Below are 23785 nucleotides of genomic sequence, written 5' to 3'. Positions count from 1 at the left end.
TGGAACCACCTGATCCCATCCCGAACTCAGAAGTGAAACGATGCATCGCCGATGGTAGTGTGGGGTTTCCCCATGTGAGAGTAGGTCATCGTCAAGATTAAATTCCGAAACCCCAATTGCGAAAGCAGTTGGGGTTTTGTTTTGCCCGCAGGAAAGTTTTTGCTCGCGTCAGCGAACAAATTTGCACAGTTATTTTCGAATCAGAACACTAGAATAGATCCCAACTTTCTCGGAGCCAGAGCCCTTATGTCAGATTCGGTTGACGCCCCCGGGCTGTCAGATTTACCGCTGGATGACTTGGTGGCTTGCCATGAGTGCGATCTGCTGATGCGCAAGCCCAAGCTTGCTCACGGCGAAAAAGCCCTCTGCCCACGCTGCGGTTACGAACTGTACGCTCACCGTCATAACGTGGTGCAGCGCAGCCTCGCCCTGGTCATTGCCGCGCTGTTGCTCTACGTGCCGGCGAACTTTTTACCCATCATGCAGCTCAATGTTCTCGGGCAATCGTCGCAGGACACCGTCTGGAGCGGTGTTATCGGTCTGTTCAACACCGATATGCGCGGTGTTTCGGTTGTCGTATTCCTTTGCAGCATGGCGATTCCACTGTTGAAACTGCTGTGTCAGCTGATCGTGTTGCTGACGATCCGTTTCAACATCGGACGCAGTTATGGTCTGCTGCTCTACCGCATTTATCACCACCTCAAAGACTGGGGCATGCTTGAGGTCTACCTCATGGGCGTCTTGGTCGCGATCGTCAAACTGGCGGACATGGCGGCTATCACCGTGGGCCTCGGTCTGGCGTGTTTCATCGGCTTGTTACTGGTTCAGGTCTGGCTCGAAGTGGTGATGTCGCCGCACCAGATCTGGCAGGCGTTATCAGGAGAAGATGCCCATGCGGGCGATTGATGCAGGCATTCTGATCTGTACCGAATGCCACGAACTGAACAGGCAGGATACCGACAGCGATGTGCAGACCTGCACCCGATGCGGTGCGCTGGTTCACGCCCGGCGGCCCAATAGTCTCGCGCGAACCTGGGCGCTGCTGATCACGGCCGCGATTATCTACATCCCTGCCAATGTTCTGCCGATCATGACCGTCAGCTCTCTGGGCCAGGGTGACCCGAGTACGATCATGTCCGGCGTCATCCAGCTGGTGCAGCACGGCATGATTCCGATCGCTGCCGTGGTGTTCATCGCCAGCATCCTGGTGCCGACCTTCAAACTGGTGGGCATCGCGCTGCTGCTGTTTTCCGTACAGCGCCGCCAGCCGTTGTCCGCCCGTCAACGGATCTGGATGTACCGCTTCATCGAGTTCATCGGCCGCTGGTCGATGCTCGATATTTTCGTGATCGCCATTCTGGTGGCGGTCGTCAACTTCGGCCGGCTTGCCAGTGTCGAAGCCAATCTTGGCGCCATCGCCTTCGCCAGTGTGGTGATTCTGACGATGCTTGCCGCTGTCACTTTCGATCCCCGACTGATTTGGGATAACACGGAGTCGGACGCCGACCATGACTGATTTGCCTGTAGCGAAAACCCGACCGGCTTCGAACTGGTCTGCCATCTGGGTGCTGCCCCTGATCGCCTTGATTATTGGCGGCTGGCTCGGCTGGCGTGCCTACACCGAAACCGGTATCGAGATTCAGGTGCGGTTTGAAAGCGGTGAAGGCATACAGGCCAACAAGACCGAAGTGGTCTACAAAGGCATGCCGGTCGGTAAGGTGAAAACCCTCAAGCTCGATGATGAAGGCAACTCCAAAGGTGTCATCGCGACCATCGAGATGAACAAGGATGTCGATCAGTATCTGAAGACCAGCACCCGTTTCTGGCTGGTCAAACCGAGCGTGACCCTGGCCGGTATCACCGGCCTGGAAACCCTGGTATCGGGTAACTACGTCGCCATCAGTCCTGGCGAAGGCGAGCCGACCCGCAAGTTCAAGGCCCTGGCCGAAGAGCCGCCGCTATCGGATTCGAAGCCCGGTCTGCACTTGACGATCAAGGCCGATCGTTTGGGTTCGTTGAATCGCGGCAGCCCGGTGTTCTACAAGCAGATCAAAGTCGGTCAGATCAAAAGTTACGTGCTGTCGGAAGACCAGAGTACGGTCGAGCTCAAGGTGTTCATCGAACCGACTTACGCCAAACTGGTGCGCAAACACACACGTTTCTGGAACGCCAGCGGCATCAGCATCGACGCCAACCTGTCCGGGGTGAAAGTGCGCAGTGAATCCCTGGCCAGCATCGTCGCCGGCGGTATCGCCTTCGCCACCCCGGAGAACCGCAAGGACAGCCCGCCCACCGATCCAAGCCTGCCGTTCCGTCTCTACGAAGACTTCGATGCGGCCGCCGCCGGTATCCGCGTGAAGGTCAAACTCAGCGATTTCGAGGGCCTGCAAGCCGGGCGCACCCCGGTGATGTACAAGGGCATTCAGGTCGGTAACCTGAAAGCGCTGAAGATCGATCCGGACCTGTCCAGCGCCACCGCCGAACTGACCCTTGATCCGCTGGCCGAAGACTATCTGGTCACCGGCACGCAGTTCTGGGTAGTCAAACCATCGATCTCCCTGGCCGGCATCACCGGTCTGGAAGCGTTGGTAAAAGGTAACTACATTGCCGTTCGCCCGGGCGACAAGGGCGGTGCGCCACAGCGTGAATTCGAGGCCCGGCCAAAAGCCCCGCCGCTGGATCTGCGCGCACCCGGCCTGCACCTGGTCCTGTTCACCGATACCTTAGGCTCGATCGACGTCGGCAGCCCGATCCTCTACAAGCAGGTCAAGGTCGGTTCGGTGCAGAGCTATCAGTTCTCCAAGACCCGCAAACAACTGGTGATTGGCGTCCACATCGAGAAGGAATACGAAAACCTGGTGAACGCCTCGACCCGGTTCTGGAACGTCAGCGGTGTCACGCTGACCGGCGGGTTGACCGGCGGGATTCAGGTCAAGAGTGAATCGCTGCAGACCCTGATGGCCGGCGGCATTGCCTTCGAAACGCCACAAGCCAAAGCACCGTTACAAAAACGCATCCCGCGCTTCCGTCTGTTCGCCAACCATGATGAAGCGAATCAGAAAGGCGCCGTCGTCACCATCAAGGTCGATCGCGCGGACGGTCTGCGCAGCGGCACCCCGGTGCGCTTCAAGGGACTGGACGTCGGCAAGATCGAAAGTGTCGACCTGACCGATGATCTGCAATCGGTAATCCTCACCGCGCGCATCACTGAAGTGCCGGAGAAGATTGCTCGAGTCGGCAGTCAGTTCTGGGTGGTCAAACCGGAGTTGGGTCTGATCAAGACCTCGAACCTGGAGACCCTGGTCACCGGCCAGTACATCGAAGTGCAACCTGCGGCCAAGAACCTCGGCCCGCAGAAGAACTTCGTGGCCCTGGCCAATCCGCCGGAAGTCACCAAGCAGGAGGCAGGCTTGAGCCTTGTGTTGAGCGCTGCCCGTCGCGGCTCGCTGAAACCGGGTGTTCCGGTGACCTACCGAGAGATCACCGTAGGCAAAGTCACCGGTTACGAACTGGGCCAGACAGCGGATCGCGTACTGGTGCACATCCTGATCGAACCGAAATACGCGCCACTGGTGCGCAGCGGCAGCCGTTTCTGGAACACCAGTGGTGTAGGTTTCGATATCGGCCTGTTCAAAGGCATGACCGTACGCACGGAGTCGCTTGAGACCGTGATTCAGGGCGGTATCGCCTTCGCCACACCGGACGGCGAGAAGATGGGCAACCCCGCGCGTGCCGAACAAACCTTCCCACTGTTCGACAAGTTCGAAGACGAATGGCTGACCTGGGCGCCGAAAATCCCCCTCGGCAAATAATCCCGAGCCCATGAAAAAGGGCCGCGATCCATTGGATCGCGGCCCTTTTTTGTGCCCGTCAGTTAAGCATCAAACCGCATCCAGCTCCGGCTCGTCCGCTTCGACATTGATGGTGGCTTTCACCAAATCGTGACGGCGGATGTATTTCCAGTCCGCCTCGTCGATGTAGATGCCGGCCGGGCCGCTGCCGCCTTCCAGGTCGATGGCGACACTGGCGCAGACCTGCGGCTTCACACTCGCCAGAATCGGCACGAAGCCCAGTTGCAGGCTGGTTTCCAGCAGAGCGGCCTGGTTCTTCTCGTCGATGTCCGCCGCTTCGTCGAGGTAGTACGGCAGGCGCACGCGACCGGCCAGGTCGCGGTCCATCAAGTGCAGCAACAAATACATGTTGGTCAGCGCCTTGATGGTCATCGTGGTGCCGTTGGACGCCGCGCCATCGATGTCGGTGTGGATCACCGGCTGGCCGTTGACCTTGGTGATCTCGAACGCCAGTTCGAACAAGTCCTTGAGGCCGAGCTGGTTGTGGTTTGCCGCCACCAGCCGCGCCAGGTACTCCTTGGCCTCTTCGTTCTTGTTGTCCTGCTCGGCGCTCTGGCTCAGGTCGAACACCGACAAGGTTTCGCCTTCTTCGTACTGACCGGCGCTGTGGATGATCTGGTCGATGTGCTTGAGCGCTTCCTTGTTCGGCGCGAGCACGATGCGGAAGCTCTGCAGGTTGGAGACCTGACGCTTGTTGATCTCACGGTTGAACAGCGCCAGTTGGTGCTCGAGGCTGTCGTAGTCGCTGCGGATATTGCGCAGGGTCCGCGCGATATCGGTCACGGCTGCGCGACGCGCCTTGCCGAGGGTCAGGGCTTCGTCGGTACGGTGCGCGTAAGCGTTGATCAGCAACGACAGACGGCGCTCCATGTCGTCTTCGCTGTCGAACTTGGCCACGCCCTTCAGGCGCACTTGTGCGTACAGCGCTTCGATCTGGCCATCGGCACGCAGCAGGCCTTGCCAGCTGTCCTGATAGTCATTGAGCAGCGGCAGCAGGTTGTCCATGGAATCGTCGACCGGATCCATGAACGGCGTGCCGAATGGCAGATCCGCCGGTAGCAACTGACGGCGACGCAGGGCATCGTCGAGGGTGCGTTGCTTGGCTTCCATGTCGGCAATCTGCCGGCCGACCAGTTGCAGCTTGGCCGACAGTTGCTGGACGCGCTCGGTGAACGCATCGCTGGAACGCTTGAGTTCGTCCTGCGCGGCTTCCATTTGCGCCAGTTGCTCCAGCTTGTCGCCTTCTTCGGCGCTCAGGGTCTGGGTGCGGCGGAAATCTTCCAGCGCCTTTTGCGCATCCAGCACCTGCTGGTACAGCGCTTCGGTCTGGGTCTTGCTCGCAGCGCGGTCGGCGGCCACCGCTTGCTGGGTCTTGAGTTGTTTGAGCTCTTTTTCCAGACGCTCTTTCTGATCGCGCAGCGCGGCACGGTCGGCCAGCGCTTGAAGAGCCGGTGGCTCGATGTGCGAGATGTCGATCGACAGGCCCGGCACTTCGAAACGCTCGCCCTTGAAGCCGTCGAGGATCAGCTCGACCGATTTTACCCACTCGCCGTTCTCGTCGAGGGTGATACCGTGTTCGCCCAGCGGCAGGCTGAACAGCGCACTGTTGAACAGGCGCATCAGGCGCTCGACATCCTGTTGCGAGAACTCTTCGCGCAGGCGTGCATAGCTGTTGTTGTCGGCGTGATCGAGTTGTTGCTTCACCGACTTCAGGCGTTTTTCCAGATCGCGAAGACGTTCTTCGAGATCCTCGGCACTGAACTGACGGGACTGCGCCAGCGCACCGGCCAGTTCGTCGTGAGCGTCCTTGGCCGCCAGCAGTTGCTGCTCCAGGACTTTGACGTCATCGACCAATGCGAAGCGGTTCTTCAGAACGGACAACTCGCCGAGCCAGCGCTGGATGCCGGAGATTTCCCGCTCCAGACGCATCAGTTCCTGAGTGCCGCCGCGCTGATCGTTTTGCAGGTCGTCCTGCTCGCGACGGTAGTGCTCGGCCTGAATGGTCAGCTCTTCCTTGCGCGCCGTGGCGTAGTCCGACCAGGTGCCGAGCAACGAGTCGAGCAGCGGCGACAGGCGATGCAGTTTGCCGCGCAGCACGTCGCGCTGTTTCACACCGTTGGCCAAGGCTTCGACCAGCGGGCCGGCAGCTACCAGCGAGTTGTAGTCCTGTTCCATGCGACGCACATCGCGGAAGGCTTCTTCGCACGCCGCGATGTAATCGACGCTGCCGGACCGCAGGCTGTGTTCGAAGGCATCGAGGAACAATTGCTTGAGCTTGGCTGCGGTGATTTCGCGCATGTGCAGCAGGTTGATGAACAGCGCGCGGAAGGTCTTCAGGCTCTGCTCGCTGGTGGAGCGCAGCGGAATCAGCGTCAAATCGAGCGGGATCGACGTGTGACCGCCCACCAGCAATCGGCGCAGCTCATCGGGCTTGAGTTCGTAGGCTTTCAGGCCTTCTTTCTCAAGGTTGCTGAACAGCTCTTTCTGCCGCAGGCAGGTGTCGTTCTTCTGGTAATGCGCCAGATCGAGCTTGCCGGCATAGGCAAAAAACTGGTGACCGAAACCGCCGCCCGGGCCGCGACCGACCACCCCGATCACGTGCGGGCCGTGGGGCAGGTTCACTTCGACGAGGATGTAGCTGGTGTCGGAGGCAAAGTAGAAACGCCGGGACTGTTCCAGGCTGTACTTGCCGAAACTCATGTCCGACATGCGCGCCAAAATCGGAAACTGCAAGGCGTTGATCGAGGCGGATTTGCCGAGGTTGTTCGCGCCGTAGACCGACAGCGGTTCTTCCAGCGGGAACAGGCCGAGGCTGTAACCGGCGGTGTTCAAAAGGGCAAAGCGGCGGATGCCGTAGCGTTCCTGGCTCATGCGTCGGACTCCTGTTCTTCGGCAATGGCTCTGGCCAGTGCGTCTTCTTCGCTCTCTTCTTCAAATTCGGATAGATCGAGCGGGTCGTCGGTGGCGAGAAATTTCGCCTCGGCGGCTTCGTCAATCAGTACCGGTGCTGGCAGCGGCAGAACGCTGTGCACGCTGGCCGCCAGATCGCGGTCTTGCTGGACCGACAGGCAGACGTCGAGGAAGCGATGCATCGGCGGCAGGAAACGGTACACGCCGTTTTCCTCGCTGGCGAAGCCGAGCTGGGTCATGCGGCGCATGATTTTTTCTTCCAGCTCTTCAACGGTCTGCACTTCGGCCTGGATAAACAGGTCGCGGTACTTTTCCAGCAGCGACGGCAGTTCTTCGCGGCCGAGGCTGCCGCCGTCGAGCACGGCGATCGGATCGCGACCCTGATCGGCCAGATGCTCGACGAGGATGAAGGTGAACAGCGCCAGACGCTGAGCAGTCTTGTTCACCGCCGCTGCTGCCATGTCCGGCACGAAGTAATAGAAACCACGGGTGTCGCAGACCAGTTCGAAACCCAGTGCCTTGAACAGCGTGCGGTACTGGTCCTGTAAGTTCGACAGTTGTGCGTACAGCTCCGGGTCGCGGCGGCTGACGTGGTAGCCCTTGAACAGCTCGCGGAAGATCGGCGCCAGCTGAGACAGTTCGGAAAGATCAAGATGCATTGGGAATGCTCGCAGAATCCTCGGCGGCGGTGTCGCCGGCCGAGAGCAGGGCGAAGGAGCGCAGGCTGACCTGGTGCTCGTGAGTGTGGTATTCGCGGCGTTCCAGACGCTCGCGCTTGAAGCGTTTCTCCCGCGACAGGCGCGAGAACCAGTAAAGCAATTCGTCGGTCGCGCCGTCCGGTTCCTGCTCCAGCAGCCAGGTCATCAGATCCGGCATCGGCAGGGATTCTTCGCAGCGGTCGACCATCTCGCGCACGGTGCGCGGTGCGCGCGGGGCATCGCCAGTCTTCTGCGACTTGTGCGCCTTTGGGAAACGCGCCGGTTTCGGCTCGAAACGGGCCAGGGCGTAGACGTAGGCTTCAACCTGACTGGCGCTACCGAGGAAGGTGCTTTGCGGCCGGGTGAACAGCGGCATCGCGGCTTGCGGCACGGCGTCGATGCCTTTGCGGCGGATCGCGGCCAGCGCAAGTGCGGCACCACGTGTCACGGCGTTGTGCCGGCGCGCTTCTTCACGCAGCGGCAGCAGCAATTCCCGAGCGTGACGCAGGGTCAACTGGGCGCTGGTCTGCATTTCGAGGATGCGCGCGTGGGTGCGCAGCAGCATGTCGTCATCGACCAGATGGCCGAGGCGCTGCTGTTCGCTGAGCATCTTCAGCAGCACGGTTTCGACCTTGCGCACGCCTTGTTCGAAAGCGCCGTCGGCGTTTACCAGATCGATCATCGGCTCGACGTATTCGTCCCAGGTCGCCAGTACTTCGGCGTAACGCTGACGCAGCGGAATCTGCCGGTCGCTGGTCTTGGCCCGTTCGGCCACGGCCACCAACGCCTGTTCGTCGTTGTCGAGTTTCTTCAGAACGTCGCGCACGCGCATGTCGAGCAGACGCAACTGACGCGCCAGATCATTGCCGTCACGGACGTCGAACGCATCCTGGATATAACCGGCCAGACGCTCGAGGTGACGCAGATAGGCTTCGATTTCCAGGCACAGGCCCAGACGGTGCTCGCGGCGCAGGTAGGCGAGGAAGTCGTGAATCTGCGCATTGAGCTCGAAACGGTTCGGGCTCTTGGCCACGGGAACCAGAATGTCGAGGCGGATCCACACGTCGAGCAGGCTGGTAATGTCCTGCGGCGTGCTGTCCAGTTGTTGGGCGGCCAGTTGCGTGCGCAGTTCGTTGAGGCTCAGGGTGCCCTGGTCGAAGTGCTCGCACAGTGGCTCCAGAAGTGCCCAGTGTTCAGCGAGGGCGCGCAAGACGCGCTTGGGTTCGATCATCGGAATGGCCGGCTGGTTGGCGATTAAAAGCCGCGATTGTACTGCATCACGAAGGATGCGATTCACTCTCGGGACGGGCTGTCGCTTTTCTTTGCGTCAAGGTATCGGTCAAGACTATCGATCAACAGCGCGCGATCTTGAGCGAAGGGCGGTAGAATCAGCGCACTTCAGTTATCCACAAGTGGCCGACCCTTGCTAATCGAGTCCCGCCGCCGCGCCTATTTGAACGCCATGCAGGTGGTCAACTGGCTGCCGCGCACCGAATTGCCCTCTGCCGCGCCATCACGGCCCGAGCTGCTGGACATGCCCGAGCCCGAGCCCGGAATTGCCGCGCCGGTGATTCCGGCAACCCCGGCCGAAGCGCCGGAGCAGCCGGCTGCGCGTCCGGTCGAGCGGCCGAAGATCGAGGTTCCGCGACCTTCGCTGGCCAGCACCCGTACGGGCGCCAAACCGGTCGAAGAAGTCGACGAAACACCTGTGGTGGCCAAGCCGGCGCCGGTGCCGCCACCGCGTTTCGCCCTGCAATTGCTGCGCGCCGGCCGTTGCCTGCTGCTGGTGGAGTTACCCACAGGCGAAGCCTTCCAGTCGCGCGATCCTGCCTATCTGTTGCTCAAGGACATGCTGCGTGCCGCCGGTCTGCCGGACGCGCCGCAGATTGTCGGTGAGCCGGTGCGCTGGCCATGGCTGAATCGCGGCACGATGGATCAGGGCCCTGAAGCGGCCCGGGATTTCGTCCAGGGTTTCCTGTCGGTGCAGATGGAGGCGGCGCCGTGCGCCTGCCTGTGGCTGATCGGCCTGCCGGCGGTGCGCTTTGCCGGTGAAGCGGATGCCGAGGCGTTCAACCGTGAATTGCAAATCGAGGGTCTTGGCCTGGCGTGGGCCGTGCCGGGGCTGGAATTGTTGATGGAAGAGCCACAGCGCAAGGCCGCCGTGTGGCAAGCCATGCGTCGGCTGATGGCGCGCTGGAAAGAATCGAATGAGTGACGCTGTATCGTTTCGCCCGATGACCGAGGCGGATCTGGACGCTGTGCTGAAGATTGAATTCGCCGCGTACAGCCATCCGTGGACCCGCGGGATTTTTCTCGATGGCCTGGGCAAGTACCAGATCTGGCTGATGTTCGAAGGCGAGCAACAGGTGGGACACGGGGTGGTGCAGATCATTCTCGATGAGGCGCATCTGCTCAACATCACGGTCAAGCCGGAAAACCAGGGGCGCGGGCTGGGGCTGACCCTGCTCGAATACCTGATGTCCCGCGCCTACGCCGCCAATGCCCGGGAATGTTTCCTGGAAGTGCGCGACAGCAACACCTCGGCGTTTCGCCTGTATGAACGTTATGGCTTTAACGAGATCGGCCGGCGTCGGGATTACTACCCGGCGGTCGGCGGGCGTGAAGATGCCGTGGTCATGGCCTGCACGCTCGTCGACTGATCGCGGCAGGAGCCCTCAGCGCTTGCGATCCAGCGGATCGCGGCGCGCCAGTTCCGCTTCATCCAGCCCGTTGCCGCCGCCGATATCGTCCTCGTCGACCACGCTCAGATCCCAATCGGCCTGATTGCCTTCCCCGAGCTCTTGGGCATCCCGGGCGCCATCTTCACGGATCAGGGTTTCCGGGCTCAGGTCATCGTCGGTGGGTTCGTGATCGGCAGTCGATGCCCCGGTGAAACCGGCTTCACGCACGCGGTCACGGGGCATCAACTGTTCGCGCTCGCGCTCGGGCAGCTCATCGCCGATCTTCGCACTGGGCTTTTCGTCGTCGAAGTCCAGCTCATGCACCGAACCCATGCGGTCTTCGTTATCATCGATGGGCTCCGGTTGCGCCGCATCGAAGGGACGTCGTGAATCAGTCATGGCAATTCCTCATACTGTGGGCCTTACTGGGATGGACTCACCGGGTGCACGAGAAATTCAAAGCAAATCACCCACGACCCCCGCGTGACCCCGACGGGCGGTCGACTGTCATACCAGCGCATCTTTCTTGAGGCCTTACAGCATGCATGACTTACAAGACCTGATTGATAACAACGAGCGTTGGGCTGACGCGATCACCAAGGAAGACCCGGATTTCTTCGCCAAGCTGGCCCGTCAGCAGACGCCTGAATATCTGTGGATCGGCTGCTCCGACGCACGGGTGCCGGCCAACGAAATCGTCGGCATGCTGCCGGGCGATCTGTTCGTTCATCGCAACGTTGCCAACGTGGTGCTGCACACTGACCTCAACTGCCTGTCGGTGATCCAGTACGCAGTGGACGTGCTCAAGGTCAAACATATTCTGGTGACCGGGCACTACGGCTGCGGCGGTGTGCGGGCGTCGATGCAGGATCGTCAGTTCGGTCTGATCGACGGCTGGCTGCGTTCGATCCGCGACCTCTACTACGAAAAGCGCGAAGAACTGGCCAAGCTGCCGACCGAAGAAGAACAGGTCGACCGTCTGTGCGAGCTCAACGTGATCCAGCAAGTGGCCAACGTCGCCCACACCAGCATCATCCAGAACGCCTGGCATCGCGGGCAGAGCCTGTCGATCCACGGCTGCATCTACGGCATCAAGGATGGTCGCTGGAAGAGCCTGAACACCACGATCAGCGGTTTCGAGCAATTGCCGCCGCAATACCGTTTGCGTCCGGTCGGCGCGCCTTGACCGGTCGTTCAGCGTAAACCTTGCCGGCGGCGCCAGCTCAACAAGTAGCGCTGGCCTTCAAGATTGGGTGATTCGTCGTAACCGGTGATCCACCCACGGCAGCGCGAGGAGCCGCAACCGCAGGCGAACTGCCGCAGCAGTTTGTCTTCGGTGGCGTTGTAGTCCATGGTCAATCGTTCACCTTCGGCAATGTCGCGCAGAGCCCAGAACCATAATTCTACTGCGTCAAAGAAGGTGTTTGGATCGCATGAGTGTTCGAAAAGTCCGCAAAAGCGTGGATCGTAGATATGAATCCCTGGCATCAGTTGCCGGGTCTGCCGGCAGCGATAGGGCAGCAACTGGCCTGAAACCCGGCACATTCGGGTGATGCGCAGGAACTCCCGGCACGCTACGACAGCGGTGGCTACGCCCTCGGGATCGTGAACAATCTCGAAATCCTGTTTTGACGGAAATCCCATGCGCACGGGGAGTCCGGCAAAAGGATAAATGCCCTCGGTATCGCGTGCCGGTTTACCCGGTAATGCGTGAGTGTTCATAACGTTCCCTGTTGGCCAGGTGTCGCGACTTTCCCGAGCTGACGTCCTGTCAGTCCTGCAACACGATCATTGGATCCAAGATCCCGTAAATCACATTAGCGGTCTACTGTCAGATCTGACAGGCGAAATAGACGCTTTCCCGGGTCAGCCAAGGCTGACACGGGAACATCGCATGTCCTTTCAGAGATGGGCCGCGGGCGCGGCCATGTCCGGCAATGGGCTTTTGAGCTGTTGCAACTGGGATTTGACTGGTGCGGTCGAGCAGGTCTTGTCCGCCTGTGCCACGGTCTGGTTGCGGATCGTGGTGTAGAACAGCTCGCAGGTCTTGGCTTTCTGCGTCACTTGCCAGGTCTGGGTGCAGCTGTTGAGCAGTGTCTTCGGATCGGTGTCCGGTTTGCTGCCCATCCCGGCCTGCCAGCAGGCGGCGCTCAGGTCTTGCTCCATTACCTTCAGACCGGCCGCATCGGCCTTGGCCTGGGCATCGTCGCCGGTGTAGTTGCTCGGGTCGGCGGCGTACCAGATGTAGCTCGGGTGGTTCGAACCCAGCACCGGCACGTTCACCCCCGTGCTCGGGCTGATGGTTGCCAGACCCAGTACATTCACGGTCGCGCCGTATTGCTGCTTGATCCAGTTACGCACCGGCGCACCGAAGGCAACCATCGGCAGCACGGCGCCGCTGGCGTTCTGGCTGACCTGCTTGACCATGGTGGTCTGGTAATCCTTGAAGTAGTCGTACATGCCTTCCAGATCCTTGCCGGCGCTGGCGGGCGCGGCGATCGGGGCGATGTCGATGATGGTCTGGTAGGCCGGCGTCTGGTTGGCGGGGATGCCATTGTCGGTCAGCAGCGCGGCCCAGCGGTCGGTGGTGTTCGAGCGCAGGTAATCCTGGGCCTGTGTCAGCGAGTAGTCCGGCGGGAAGTGCAGCAGCTCGACACTCTTGCGGTTTTCCAGGGCCATGCCCAGCGGCAGGAACAGGTACCAGCTGTATGCCCATTTGCCGTCGGCATTGAGTTTGCTGGCGCCTTTGTAGGCCAGATCGCCGGCGTCCAGCAGCGCGGTCAGCGGCTTGTCGTAGCCCTTCGGTACGCCGCTGATTTCGGCGTAGAGCTGATCGTTGTCGTTTTTCACCAGCACTTTGGCGTTGGTGTAGCCGTCGCGCTGCACGCTCTGGCTCAGGTAATGGGCGACGGTCTGCTCCAGCGTCCAGTTGCGAAAGCAGATCACGCTGCAATTGTTGGGGTAGGCAAAGAGGCGGGTGACGCGTTCGGTGCTGCCCAGTTTCAGGTCGACATCGGCGTGGGCGGCGGCGCTCAACGTGAGCGCCGCGAGGGTGAGGCCTGCAAGTTTCAACATGCTCAGATCCTTTTCAGCGAGGGTAAAACCTTGGTGGAGGGCAATCCGGCCCGCGTCCAGCCTAGCCGGGGAACAGGTGTTTCAGCGAATAACCAAGCTGACTGGCGAGAATCACGCCGGTCATGACCAGCAGAAACAACAGTTGCAACGGGCTGAAATGCGCCCAGTGCAGTGCGGTCAGCCACGGGTGCTTGTCGCTGAACTCCGGGTCGAGCGTACCGATGCGCCGCTTGTGCCAGAGCCCGATCAGGATCACCCCGATATAGGTGAAGGCTCCCAGCCCACCGAGCATGACCGAGAACAGCAGGATCATGACGGCTTGCGGTACGCCATGGCGCAGCACGAGCCAGCGGGTATCAGGGTTCCATCGGCGCGGAATGATCCTTTCGGTCAACCACAGATCCTGAACGATCAAATGGGCGCTGATCAGAAACCAGTAACTCAAGCCGATCCGAAAAAACCATACAGGAACGCAGGCGAAGGCCAGGGGAATGACGATGCTCATTGCCGTGGTCTTGTGCTCGGTGGGGAGATAAAACAGCCACAGCGCCAGCGCAATCGCGGCCCACGAGCGCAACCAGGTTTCGGCGGCAATGTAACGCGGCAGAAAGCGTCGCCAGTAGAAAACGTCGGCGTAGGGCAGGCGGGCGAGCAGGTCGGGAAAGCGCCACTTGAGGGTTTCCGACAACTGCTGGCAGGCCTGCCAGTCCGCCGGAATGAACCGGTCGGTCATGTCTTTCTGTTGCCGCGGCTTCATCGGGCTGATCAGCATCCGCGCGGCCAGAGCGTCGGGCGACCCGTTGCGCTGATCTTCGGCCCGGGCGCACAGGGTGTCGTAGAGGCTTTCCTGGTTGCAGCGCTCGATCAGCGCCTGCCAGAGCCAGTCCGGTTGCGGATGAATACCCTTGGTGTCGTCCCAGCCAAATAATTGGGAGATACGGTCGAACAGCGGAACGCTCCACTCTGTGTCCTGCAGCAGTTGCAGGATGATCTGCTGCCAATGTTCCCGACGGTCGAACACCTGGAGCCAGGGTTGGGCCGTGTAAGACTTGAGCAGCGCGAGAAATTCGCGCTCGTTTTGCGAGGCGAGCAGCGTTTCCAGCGATTGCCGGTAGTCCGTCAGCAACTCGTTGGCGAGAATGCTGCGCTGCCCGTCGCCGATGACGATCTCCTGCCACGGGCCCAGCCAGCCGAGGTGCAGCACCGCCCATCGGGCAATCGAAAGGCGCAGCGCGGGATGATCGAAGCACAACGTCAGCAACAGCGCCTGGAACGCTTGCGCACAATCCTGCTGGCGCGCTTGCTCCCAGCGCTCATCCAGATTGTTGTCTGAGAGGCCGTTCAGCAATTGCGATGCGGCTTCAATGGCCGGGTCGGCAGTCGGCTGCTCGGGCTCCAGGTTAAGAGGCTCCGGATTCAGGGGCTGTACCCGCAAGGTCTGCGACTCGAGCGGTGCTTCGGGCGCGGCCGGGGTCACCGGTTCGAATAGCGCCGCAGGGTAATCCCACGCATCGGTCCCGGTCTTCTGCAGCGGCTGAACCATGGATTGCTCTTGCACCGCCAGCGCGGCGATCCCAGGAGCCAGCATGACGTCGCCGTGCTCCTCGCTCTCCTCGTTTTCAAGGCGCCACTGGGCAATCGACAGAGCACGCTCATAAGCCTCGCGCAGGCGCTGGAAGCCTGCGGCATCTTCATCGGGCCGAAAGACTTTCAGCAGGCGCGCATAGCTGCGCTTGATATCGCGCAGCCCGGCGTCTTCGGGCAGTTGCAGGACGGACCAGCATTCCATGTCGTGCTTCCTTACTGCCAGGGGTTACGGTCGAGGGCGCTCAACTGCTTGCTCAGTTCGGTACGGGTTTCACGGATCTGCCGCTCGTCCTGGGAATCCAGCGCCTGCTGGAATTGCTTGGCCCAGTAGCCGATCTGATCGCGCAGGTCGCCCAGGCTTTCCTGATACAGACGTTCCAGCCGTGCACTGAGCAGGGTGTTCACCTGTTGCTCGCGCGGATGGATCTTCAATTGCGCCAAGGCTTGCAGACGCTGCTGGATTTCCTCCGGCGTCAGCACGCCGGGGTTGTTTTCGATGACCAGCGAATGTTGCTGACCGGTCAGGGGAATGCTGACCTGGGCTTCGAGCAAACCGTTGTTGTCGTAGGTGAAACGCACATCCAGTTCGACTTCGCCGGCCTTGCGCTTGGGCACCTTGATGTCCAGTTGGCCGAGCGCCACGTTGTCTTTGACCAGGCGGCTTTCGCCCTGAAAGATTTTCACGACCACCTGTTCCTGATTGTCGTGAAGGGTCTGCACGGTTTTGACCCGGCTGACCGGGACGATGCTGTTGCGCTCGATGATCGGCAGGTAATGACCGCTTTCATACTGACGACCGACCTGCGTGGAAGTCTCGATCCCCAGGGTGTAGGAGCAGACATCAGTGAGCACCACTTCTTCCAGCGCGGCCGAACGGGCCTTGAGCGCTGCCTGAATCGCCGCGCCCTGAGCGACCACTTGATCCGGATCGAGGCTGATCGACGGGAAGCGGCCGAACAGCCCGGCAGCCAGTTTGCGCACCAGCGGCATGCGGGTGGTGCCGCCGACCAGCAGGATTTCATCGAGGTCGCTGACGCGGATGCGTGCGTCACGCAGGGCCCGTTCGATCGGCGCGCGCAGACGTTCGAGCAGCGGCATGTACAGCGTCGCCATTTGCGCCTGAGTGATGGTCTGGGTCCATTGCTTTTCGCCAACCTGCAATCTGAATTCGGTGCTGGCGTCCTGACCCAGTGCACGGCGCACACGTTCTGCCTCGCGGCGCAGCGGCTGGAGGATGGTCGAGCGCTCGGGGAAGTCCGACACGTTGCGATGCTGATCGATAAAGTGCTCAAGCAGCACGTTGTCGAAATCCTCGCCGCCGAGGAAGTTGTCACCGGCGCTGGCGCGCACCTCCATGACCCCATCGAAGAGTTCGAGAATCGACACGTCGAACGTACCGCCGCCCAAGTCGAACACCAGGAACGACGTTTCCTTGTCCCGTTGATGCAAGCCGTAGGCGAGTGCAGCCGCGGTGGGTTCGTTGATCAGCTTTTCGACTTTGAGACCCGCCAGTTCACCGGCAATGCGCGTGGCCTTGCGCTGGGCGTCGCTGAAATAGGCCGGAACGCTGATCACGGCTTCCGTGACGGTCTGGCCGTAAGTGCGCTCGACGTCTTCTTTCAGGCTCTTGAGCACTAGCGCCGACAGCTCTTCCGGACGGAATTTTTTATCCCCGAGGTAGACCTCCGTCGCACTGCCCATATGGCGCTTGAACAGCGAAGCGGTCAGGCGCGGATGAGTGTGCAGGCGTTCGCGAGCAGCTTGCCCGACCAGAATCCGGCCCTGATCGTCCAGGCCCACCACGCTGGGTGTCAGGAACTGCCCCAGGGCGTTAGGCACCAACTCAGTGGCATCGCCGCGCCATACGGCAACAAGGCTGTTGGTGGTTCCCAGGTCAATCCCGACGATCATTGCAACGAACTCCCTTTGCGCTCAGACAAAAAATGAAACAGATATTGGGCGCGCAAGAATATTACCGAGGCAGTGGCGCGGTAAAGAAAGATGATGGCTCTGAGCCATTATTTACGACAGGCAACCGCAGGAGGGATGGTCCGGGTCGCTTTTTGTCGAAGGGAAAGACAGGGCGCCGGAGCCGGCGCCCTGTGGTCATCGTTTAAGGCATGACCGGCGGCAAGTACGAAAGCGTCGTGCCCAGCGCCCACAGCAGCACCAATACCAACGGCGTGTGCACCAGTAATTGCACGAACGAGAAACCGATCAGATCCCGCGCCTTCAGCCCCAGCACGCCCAGCAACGGCAGCATGTAGAACGGGTTGATCAGGTTCGGCAAGGCTTCGGCGGCGTTGTAGATCTGCACCGCCCAACCGAGGTGATAGTTCAGATCGTTGGCCACCTGCATCACGTACGGCGCCTCGATGATCCACTTGCCGCCGCCGGACGGAATGAAGAAACCGAGAATCGCCGAGTACACGCCCATCAGCAGTGCATAGGTGTCGTGGGAAGCGATGCTGACGAAGAACGTCGAGATGTGATGGGCCAGGGTCTGGGCGTCACTGCCCTTGACCGTGGTCATCAGCGCGGCAATCGAACCGTACAGCGGGAACTGGATCAGCACCCCGGTGGTGGTCGGCACGGCACGCGACACCGCATCGAGGAAACTGCGCGGGCGCCAGTGCAGCAACGCGCCGAGCATGATGAACAGGAAGTTGTAGGTGTTGAGCCCGGAAATCGCGGTGATCGCCGGTTTGGTCGAGAACTCGTGGAACAGCCATCCGGCCGCCAGCAGCACCAGCAGGATGATCAGCAACGGGCTGTGTTCCAGCCATTCGCCTGGGCGGGTACGCGGTTGCAGCGGTGGCAGGTTGAAGGCCGGGTCGATGCCGCAGGCCTTGGCGTCACGCGCCGAGTTCGGGCCGGGCGCGGTGGCGTAGGCGATGATGATCGAAATCACGATCAGCGCCAGCAGCATGACTCCCGACTGCCAGAGGAAAATCGTCTGGGTGAACGGAATCACCCCGGTGATCGACAGAATCGACGGCGGCAGACTGGCCGGGTTGGCCTGCAACTGCGCGGCGGACGACGACAGGCCCAGCGCCCAAACGGCGCCGAGGCCAAGATAGGCGGCGGCACCGGCGGCGCGGTAGTCCATTTTCAGATCGGTGCGGCGGGCGAGAGCGCGCACCAGCAGACCGCCGAACACCAGCGACAGGCCCCAGTTCAACAAGGACGCGACCATCGAAATCAGCGCGACCCAGGCCACGGCCGAGCGACCGTTCTTCGGGATCCGCGCCAGGCGATCGATCAGTTTTACGGCGGGCGGCGAACTGGCCACGACATAACCACCGATCACCACGAAGGCCATCTGCATGGTGAACGGGATCAGGCTCCAGAACCCGTCACCGAAGGCCATGGCCGCGTCGGTGGGTTTGGCGCCCATGGCCAGGGTCGCCAGCGCGACGATGATCACCGCCAGCGCGGCGAATACCCAGGAGTCGGGAAACCAGCGTTCGGCGAAACTTGAACAGCGCAAGGCAAAGCGCGCAGAGCGGCTATCTTCGATATCAACGGCCACGGGAGTACCTCGGATTTTTATGTTTATTGTGGTCTTCGGGGCTTGGCCGGCCCGTCTGGACAGGTGCCAACAGTAAATCAACCGGCGGATTTTTGTGACCGTGTTTTGCTGAATCAGACTATGGTCTAACGGGTTGTCCGGCGGCCCGTTTGCGTAGACCATGGGCGCCTTGGTTTTTTGCCTGCCAGAGTTCTTTGCCATGACTGCCCATTCCACTGCCCGACCGGCGCCGTTCAGCCGTTCCGACTACAAGACCCTCGGCCTCGCGGCCCTGGGCGGGGCGCTGGAGATCTACGATTTCATCATTTTCGTGTTCTTCGCCCTGACCCTCAGCCAGCTGTTCTTCCCGCCGGAAATGCCCGAGTGGCTGCGCCTGCTGCAAAGCTTCGGGATCTTCGTTACCGGCTATCTAGCGCGCCCGCTGGGCGGGATCCTGATGGCGCATTTCGCCGACCGGCTGGGGCGCAAGAAGGTTTTCAGCCTGAGCATCCTGATGATGGCGCTGCCGTGCCTGCTGATCGGGATCATGCCGACTTATGCACAGATCGGTTATTTCGCACCGTTGCTGCTGCTGGCGCTGCGCATCCTGCAAGGCGCGGCGGTGGGCGGTGAAGTGCCGAGCGCCTGGGTATTCGTGGCCGAGCATGCTCCGGCCGGGCATCGCGGTTATGCCCTGGGCTTTCTGCAGGCCGGGCTGACCTTCGGTTATCTGATCGGCGCATTGACCGCGACTTTTCTGGCGCAAGTGTTCACCCCGGCCGAAGTGCTGGATTACGCGTGGCGTTATCCGTTCCTGCTTGGTGGTGTGTTCGGCGTGATCGGTGTCTGGCTGCGCCGCTGGCTGAGCGAAACCCCGGTGTTCATGGCCATGGAAGCGCAGCGCGAGGCGCGGGTCGAACTGCCGTTGCGCACCGTGCTGCGCGATCATCGGCTGGCCATGTTGCCGGCGATGCTCCTGACCTGCGTGCTGACCTCGGCAGTGGTGGTGTTCGTGGTCATCACCCCGACCATGATGCAAAAAACCTTCGGCATGACCGCCGGCCACACCTTCGCGCTGAGCGCGCTGGGCATTGTTTTCCTGAACATCGGCTGCGTGATCGCCGGCCGGCTGGTCGATCGCATCGGCGCCTGGCGCACGGTCATGCTTTACAGTCTGCTGCTGCCGCTGGGCATCGGTCTGCTTTATAGCTGCCTGATCAGCGGCGGGGATTGGGTCGGTCTGGCCTACGCCATCGCCGGCTTGTGCTGTGGCGTGGTCGGTGCGGTGCCGTCGGTGATGGTCAGCCTGTTCCCGGCGCGGATCCGCGTTTCCGGGATCTCCTTCACCTACAACATTGCCTACGCCGCCTGGGCCAGTGTCACACCGTTGCTGCTGATCGGTCTGATGCCGTGGAGTCCGTGGATCTGCGTGATGTTCTGCACGGTGATGGGCGCGGTGGGCGTCGTCAGCGCGGCGTATTTCGGCTCGCGCATGCCGCGCGCAGAACAGTGCCCGGTGGCCGGCACCGCCTGAATTGTCGAGGCGTAACTATTTTTGTAGGACACGCCTCAAGCGCTCTTCAGAAAAGATTTCCAAGGCCGATGGTTAGGCTGCATACCCGCTCTCCATCCAGTCCATCGGTGCTTTCCCATGTTCAACAAACGCCTGAAGCAAGAGCTGGCGGCTCTTCGTGAAGAACTCTCCAGCCTTCTGCAAGTGAAGGAGAGCCTGGAAAGCGAGATGCTGGTGCTCACCCTTGAGCCCGACGGACGGATTCAGTCGGTCAACCAGAACTTCCTCAACGAAATGCTCTACAAGAGTCACGATCTGATCGGCCGCGCCATCGAAGACATCGTGCCGGCCCATGTGAAGTCGGACGAGTTTCATCACCGCTTCAAGGCCGCCCTGACCCGTGGCGAGCATTTCGCCGGCGCTGTGCGCCTTTCACGCGGTAACGGCGAAGAGGCGTGGTTGCGCTCCATCGTCCAACCGGTTCGCTCATCGGATGGCCGGATCAAGCACTTCTCGATTTTCTCCAGCGACCTGACCCGCACTATCGAGGCCTCCCGCGAACACGAAAACCTGATCGGCGCGCTGGTGCGTTCGACTGCCGTGATCGAGTTCGACCTCAGCGGCAACGTATTGAGTGCCAACGACCGGTTCCTGCAGGGCATGGGTTACAGCCTGGCGCAGATCAAGGGCAAACATCACCGCCAGTTCTGCGAGCCGGAGGAGTACAACAGCGCCGAGTACCAGAACTTCTGGCGTCGCCTGAACAACGGCGAATTCGTTGCCGGCCGTTTCAAGCGGGTCGACAGCCATGGCCGGACGGTCTGGCTGGAGGCGTCCTACAACCCGGTGCTCGACGCCAACGAAAAGCTCTACAAAGTGGTGAAGTTCGCCACGGTGATCACCGATCAGGTCAATCAGGAACAGGCCGTCGCCGACGCCGCCAACATCGCCTACAGCACGTCCCTGCAGACCGACAGCACCGCCCAGCGCGGCACCCGTGTGGTGACGGAAGCGGTCAACGTGATGCGTGATCTGTCGAAGCACATGCAGACTGCCGGCGAAGGCATCGAGGCGCTGAACGAGCAATCCCAGGTGATCGGCACCATCGTCAAGACCATCAGCGGCATTGCCGAACAGACCAACCTGCTGGCGCTCAACGCAGCCATCGAAGCTGCTCGCGCCGGTGAGCAGGGCCGAGGCTTTGCGGTGGTGGCCGACGAAGTGCGGCAACTGGCTTCGCGCACCAGCCAGGCGACCGAAGAAATCGTCGGTGTGGTGCGCCAGAACCAGGACATGGCGCGCAACGCCGTGGCCCTGATGACCGACGGCAAGCAACAGGCCGAACAAGGGCTGGCGCTGGCGGCGGAGGCCGGTACGGTGATCGTCGAGATCCAGGATGGCGCGCAGAAAGTGGTGGATGCAGTCGGCCAGTTCGCCAACCAGTTATCCAGCTGATGCCTGCCAGGCGAAGGGATGGTTCACGGCCATCCCTTCGTTGTTTTTATCCCGCTACAATCGGCTCTTTTTCCCGGAGCAGATCCCATGAGCGAGTCCTTCCGTCGCCCGGTTTCCCTGAACAAAGCCTACCGCCTGCTCAATCACGGGCCGACCGTGCTGGTCAGCGCCGCTCATGACGGGCAGCGCAACATCATGGCGGCTGCGTGGGCCATGCCGCTGGATTTCGAACCGCCGAAAGTCGCGGTAGTGCTCGACAAATCCACCTGGACCCGACAATTGCTCGAGGCTTCGGGCACCTTTGTTCTCAACGTTCCTTGTGTGAATCAGGCTGACATCGTGCAGACCGTCGGCTCGACATCGGGCCTGGAAATCAATCGCGATCAAGGTCAGGACAAGTTTCAGGCGTACGGCTTGCAGAGCTTTGCTGGCGAGCAGGTCGAGGCACCAATGCTGGATGGTTGCGTGGCCTGGCTCGAATGCCGGTTGCTGCCGGAGCCGCACAATCACGAGCAATACGATCTGTTCCTCGCCGAGGTGGTCGCGGCGCAGGCTGATTCGCGGGTGTTCAGCGATGGACGCTGGCATTTTGAAGGGCACGATGAGCTGCGCACGCTGCATCACGTGGCCGGTGGCAACTTTCTGAAGATCGGTGATCCGGTGGTCGGTAAAAGTCTGGATGCCTGACGGTTATTAATGTTTTGCAGCAATTAATTATTGTTATTCGATAATTTTAGTCGTTAGGGTGGCGCTCACATTCATTCTTGTGAGGCTTTCCCATGACTACCAACAGGCTTGTGCAATTCAGTCGGCGCATGGCGACGGTGACGTTGATCCTGATCGTCGTGATGCTGCTGCTCAATGCTGTCATATGGGCTTACCCACCGTTGGCGGAAAAGGAAGGCTGGGGGCTGGGATTTGCGCTGACCGAGCGCCAGCTGTCACACATGGCCGACACCGCCACGCTGTTTCCGTGGTGGCAGAAGTTGGGCGGGATCTTGCTGTCGAGCATTCCCCTGCTGGCGCTGGCGTCGGGCCTGAACCATTTGCGCCGGCTGTTTCAGAGTTACGCGCGGGGTGAGTATTTCGCCCGGGAAACGGCGGAGCATCTGGGCAAGGTCGGGCGAGCCGTGGCGATCTGGGTGCTGCTGGATTTTCTCTGTGAGCCGATGCTCAGCCTGTGGGTCACCCAGAACGCACCGGTCGGTGAGCGGCTGTTCACCTTGAGCATCACGGCGGCCTCGTTCGTCGCGTTGTTTCTGGCCGCGTGCATTTCGATCATCGCGCGGATTCTGGCGCAGGCCAGTGAAGTCGATCGGGAAAACCGTACGTTTATTTGAGGTCCTCATGCCTATCGTGATTCAACTGGATGTGATGCTCGCGCTGCGCAAGGTCAAATCCAAAGACCTCGCAGCCGCCATCGGCATTACCGAGGCCAACCTGTCGCTGCTCAAACAGGGCAAGGTCAAAGGGCTGCGACTGGCGACTCTGGATGCCATCTGCGAGTACCTCAACTGTCAGCCCGGGGATCTGCTGGTTCGGGTGCCGGGGGAAGAGGGTGACGCCTGAGGGTTTCGGTTACTGGCGAATTGGATTCATGCACATACAAAAAAGGCTTACCTCTCGGTAAGCCTTCTTCATTGGGTGGGTGCGGAATTCAGAGTAGGCAATACATGTTGAGGTGCCTGCACGATTGTTTTTTATCAGACCGATTTCATGGGTTTGATCAGACTCTCTGCCGGGATACCGAACAATTCGTGAAGCTTCCAGATCATGGGAAGCGTCAGCGCGCGTTTGCCATTCAGAACTTCATAAACGCGGTTTGTCCGGCCAATTGCTGGAGCGAGATCGGCGGCTGACAGCCCGGACTGCTCCATCCGAAACCTTATGGCGTCAATCGGGTTGGGCAGGTCGAGTGGGAAGTGTCTGGCCTCATAGGCCTCGATAAGGGTGATCATGATGTCGAAGTAATCACCTTCAGGCGTACCGGGCTCTGGCTCATTCTCGAAAAGAGCGGACACGTCTTTGAGCGCCGCACGGTAGTCTTCTTCGGTATGAATCGGACGTATGTTCATGGGTTACTCCATTTCGACGGTATCAGCGTCGATTGCGTCGTACTGTTTGTGAGTGCCGACAAATTTTATGTACACCGCGCCAAAGCGGTACGCCACGGCGACAATAAGGCGATAGGAATTGCCTTTGATATTGAATACAACTCTTCGGCTTTTCAGAATGCTGGCGCAAGCAAACTGTGACTTGATATCCACAGGTGTTTTCCAGCCTGCCTTTCTTGCTTCGTCTATCCATGCCAGCAATGGCTGCTCTGCTTCCGGATATCGTTCCCAAAAGACTTTTAGCTGACTGATGGCGATGATTCTCATGGCGTGATCCTAGTCCCGCTGTGGGACTGCTGCAAGTCTGTCGGTGGATACTGGACAAATGGTTGGTGTCAATTGATGACTTTTACCGATGCTGTCGGCAGTGGAGGGAAAGGGGGGAGTGAA

22 protein-coding genes, 1 rRNA gene and 1 pseudogene are annotated in these 23785 nt (G+C 60.6%); 13 read left to right on the top strand and 11 right to left on the bottom strand.

Annotated elements, in window-relative coordinates; genetic code table 11:
- From rrf to CAF74_RS04435, 4 genes are all read left to right on the top strand, one after another.
- Positions 1 to 97: ribosomal RNA gene (gene rrf, locus CAF74_RS04450) — 5S ribosomal RNA — on the top strand; the annotation flags it as partial.
- A 149-nt stretch (positions 98 to 246) separates the two neighbouring features.
- Positions 247 to 906: a paraquat-inducible protein A gene (locus tag CAF74_RS04445; RefSeq protein ID WP_007951772.1), complete on the top strand. Its 660-nt coding sequence runs from the start codon at positions 247 to 249 to the stop codon at positions 904 to 906.
- On the top strand, positions 893 to 1516 hold the full coding sequence (locus CAF74_RS04440; RefSeq protein ID WP_007951771.1) for a paraquat-inducible protein A: 624 nt from the start codon (positions 893 to 895) through the stop codon (positions 1514 to 1516). The genes CAF74_RS04445 and CAF74_RS04440 overlap by 14 nt, the downstream gene beginning before the upstream one ends.
- Positions 1509 to 3812 carry a PqiB family protein gene (locus CAF74_RS04435; protein WP_085745417.1) on the top strand — a complete coding sequence of 768 codons (2304 nt, stop codon included), beginning with the start codon at positions 1509 to 1511 and terminating at the stop codon, positions 3810 to 3812. The genes CAF74_RS04440 and CAF74_RS04435 overlap by 8 nt, the downstream gene beginning before the upstream one ends.
- 69 nt (positions 3813 to 3881) lie before the next feature.
- On the opposite strand, the gene mksF is transcribed toward CAF74_RS04435, so the two are convergent.
- The 3 genes from mksF to mksB are packed head-to-tail and all read right to left on the bottom strand — an operon-like array spanning position 3882 to position 8690.
- Entirely contained in the window at positions 3882 to 6722 is a 2841-nt protein-coding gene (gene mksF / locus CAF74_RS04430) for an Mks condensin complex protein MksF (RefSeq protein WP_085745416.1), read from the bottom strand.
- Entirely contained in the window at positions 6719 to 7420 is a 702-nt protein-coding gene (gene mksE, locus CAF74_RS04425; RefSeq protein ID WP_085745415.1) for an Mks condensin complex protein MksE, read from the bottom strand. Before mksE ends, mksF begins: the two co-directional genes overlap by 4 nt.
- Positions 7410 to 8690: an Mks condensin complex protein MksB gene (gene mksB, locus CAF74_RS04420; RefSeq protein WP_162803847.1), complete on the bottom strand. Its 1281-nt coding sequence runs from the start codon at positions 8688 to 8690 to the stop codon at positions 7410 to 7412. Before mksB ends, mksE begins: the two co-directional genes overlap by 11 nt.
- Positions 8691 to 8921: 231 nt before the next feature.
- On the opposite strand from mksB, the gene CAF74_RS04415 reads away from it, so the two are divergent.
- Positions 8922 to 9674, top strand: coding sequence for an energy transducer TonB (locus tag CAF74_RS04415; protein ID WP_085745414.1), 753 nt, complete (start codon positions 8922 to 8924; stop codon positions 9672 to 9674).
- Positions 9667 to 10119 carry a ribosomal protein S18-alanine N-acetyltransferase gene (gene rimI / locus CAF74_RS04410; protein WP_039766383.1) on the top strand — a complete coding sequence of 151 codons (453 nt, stop codon included), beginning with the start codon at positions 9667 to 9669 and terminating at the stop codon, positions 10117 to 10119. The genes CAF74_RS04415 and rimI overlap by 8 nt, the downstream gene beginning before the upstream one ends.
- Before the next feature lie 15 nt (positions 10120 to 10134).
- Here rimI and CAF74_RS04405 read toward each other — a convergent pair whose 3' ends face one another.
- Positions 10135 to 10539 carry a serine kinase/phosphatase gene (locus CAF74_RS04405; protein ID WP_085745413.1) on the bottom strand — a complete coding sequence of 135 codons (405 nt, stop codon included), beginning with the start codon at positions 10537 to 10539 and terminating at the stop codon, positions 10135 to 10137.
- Positions 10540 to 10681: 142 nt separating this feature from the next.
- Here CAF74_RS04405 and can point away from each other — a divergent pair, with 142 nt between their 5' ends.
- Positions 10682 to 11326, top strand: coding sequence for a carbonate dehydratase (can, locus tag CAF74_RS04400; RefSeq protein WP_007951756.1), 645 nt, complete (start codon positions 10682 to 10684; stop codon positions 11324 to 11326).
- 8 nt (positions 11327 to 11334) lie between these two features.
- Here the strand turns inward: can and CAF74_RS04395 are convergent, their stop codons facing one another.
- From CAF74_RS04395 to CAF74_RS04375, 5 genes are all read right to left on the bottom strand, one after another.
- Positions 11335 to 11862, bottom strand: coding sequence for an SET domain-containing protein-lysine N-methyltransferase (locus CAF74_RS04395; protein WP_085745412.1), 528 nt, complete (start codon positions 11860 to 11862; stop codon positions 11335 to 11337).
- A 180-nt stretch (positions 11863 to 12042) separates the two neighbouring features.
- A complete protein-coding gene (locus tag CAF74_RS04390; RefSeq protein ID WP_085745411.1) occupies positions 12043 to 13215 on the bottom strand; it encodes a hypothetical protein in 1173 nt (390 codons plus the stop codon).
- 61 nt (positions 13216 to 13276) lie between these two features.
- On the bottom strand, positions 13277 to 15004 hold the full coding sequence (locus CAF74_RS04385; RefSeq protein ID WP_085745410.1) for a J domain-containing protein: 1728 nt from the start codon (positions 15002 to 15004) through the stop codon (positions 13277 to 13279).
- 11 nt (positions 15005 to 15015) lie between these two features.
- Positions 15016 to 16713 carry a molecular chaperone HscC gene (locus tag CAF74_RS04380; RefSeq protein ID WP_085745409.1) on the bottom strand — a complete coding sequence of 566 codons (1698 nt, stop codon included), beginning with the start codon at positions 16711 to 16713 and terminating at the stop codon, positions 15016 to 15018.
- Between the two features lie 202 nt (positions 16714 to 16915).
- Positions 16916 to 18334 carry a short-chain fatty acid transporter gene (locus CAF74_RS04375; protein WP_085745408.1) on the bottom strand — a complete coding sequence of 473 codons (1419 nt, stop codon included), beginning with the start codon at positions 18332 to 18334 and terminating at the stop codon, positions 16916 to 16918.
- 199 nt (positions 18335 to 18533) lie between these two features.
- On the opposite strand from CAF74_RS04375, the gene CAF74_RS04370 reads away from it, so the two are divergent.
- The 6 genes and pseudogenes from CAF74_RS04370 (at position 18534) to CAF74_RS04350 (ending at position 22850) form a co-directional block, all read left to right on the top strand.
- Complete coding sequence (locus CAF74_RS04370; protein ID WP_085745407.1) at positions 18534 to 19847, top strand: MFS transporter; 1314 nt, start codon at positions 18534 to 18536, stop codon at positions 19845 to 19847.
- Positions 19848 to 19964: 117 nt separating this feature from the next.
- Positions 19965 to 20693, top strand: a pseudogene (locus tag CAF74_RS29580) (PAS domain-containing protein); the annotation flags it as partial.
- 156 nt (positions 20694 to 20849) lie between these two features.
- A complete protein-coding gene (locus CAF74_RS29575) occupies positions 20850 to 21281 on the top strand; it encodes a methyl-accepting chemotaxis protein (RefSeq protein ID WP_371857323.1) in 432 nt (143 codons plus the stop codon).
- Positions 21282 to 21368: 87 nt separating this feature from the next.
- Positions 21369 to 21968, top strand: a complete 600-nt coding sequence (locus CAF74_RS04360) for a flavin reductase family protein (protein WP_085745405.1) — start codon at positions 21369 to 21371, stop codon at positions 21966 to 21968.
- A gap of 92 nt (positions 21969 to 22060) precedes the next feature.
- Positions 22061 to 22621 carry a DUF2975 domain-containing protein gene (locus CAF74_RS04355; protein WP_085745404.1) on the top strand — a complete coding sequence of 187 codons (561 nt, stop codon included), beginning with the start codon at positions 22061 to 22063 and terminating at the stop codon, positions 22619 to 22621.
- Positions 22622 to 22628: 7 nt separating this feature from the next.
- Positions 22629 to 22850: a helix-turn-helix transcriptional regulator gene (locus tag CAF74_RS04350; protein WP_085745403.1), complete on the top strand. Its 222-nt coding sequence runs from the start codon at positions 22629 to 22631 to the stop codon at positions 22848 to 22850.
- Positions 22851 to 22984: 134 nt separating this feature from the next.
- Here the strand turns inward: CAF74_RS04350 and CAF74_RS04345 are convergent, their stop codons facing one another.
- Both CAF74_RS04345 and CAF74_RS04340 read right to left on the bottom strand, forming a co-directional pair.
- Positions 22985 to 23356, bottom strand: a complete 372-nt coding sequence (locus CAF74_RS04345; protein WP_074692315.1) for a type II toxin-antitoxin system HigA family antitoxin — start codon at positions 23354 to 23356, stop codon at positions 22985 to 22987.
- Between the two features lie 3 nt (positions 23357 to 23359).
- Positions 23360 to 23662, bottom strand: coding sequence for a type II toxin-antitoxin system HigB family toxin (locus CAF74_RS04340; protein WP_085745402.1), 303 nt, complete (start codon positions 23660 to 23662; stop codon positions 23360 to 23362).
- Positions 23663 to 23785 lie beyond the last annotated feature (123 nt).

This window comes from Pseudomonas sp. R45(2017) (assembly GCF_002112305.1).
Lineage (GTDB): Bacteria > Pseudomonadota > Gammaproteobacteria > Pseudomonadales > Pseudomonadaceae > Aquipseudomonas > Aquipseudomonas paraglycinae.
Note: the sequence above shows the minus strand (reverse complement) of the source record. Positions and strands in the feature narration are given on the sequence as shown.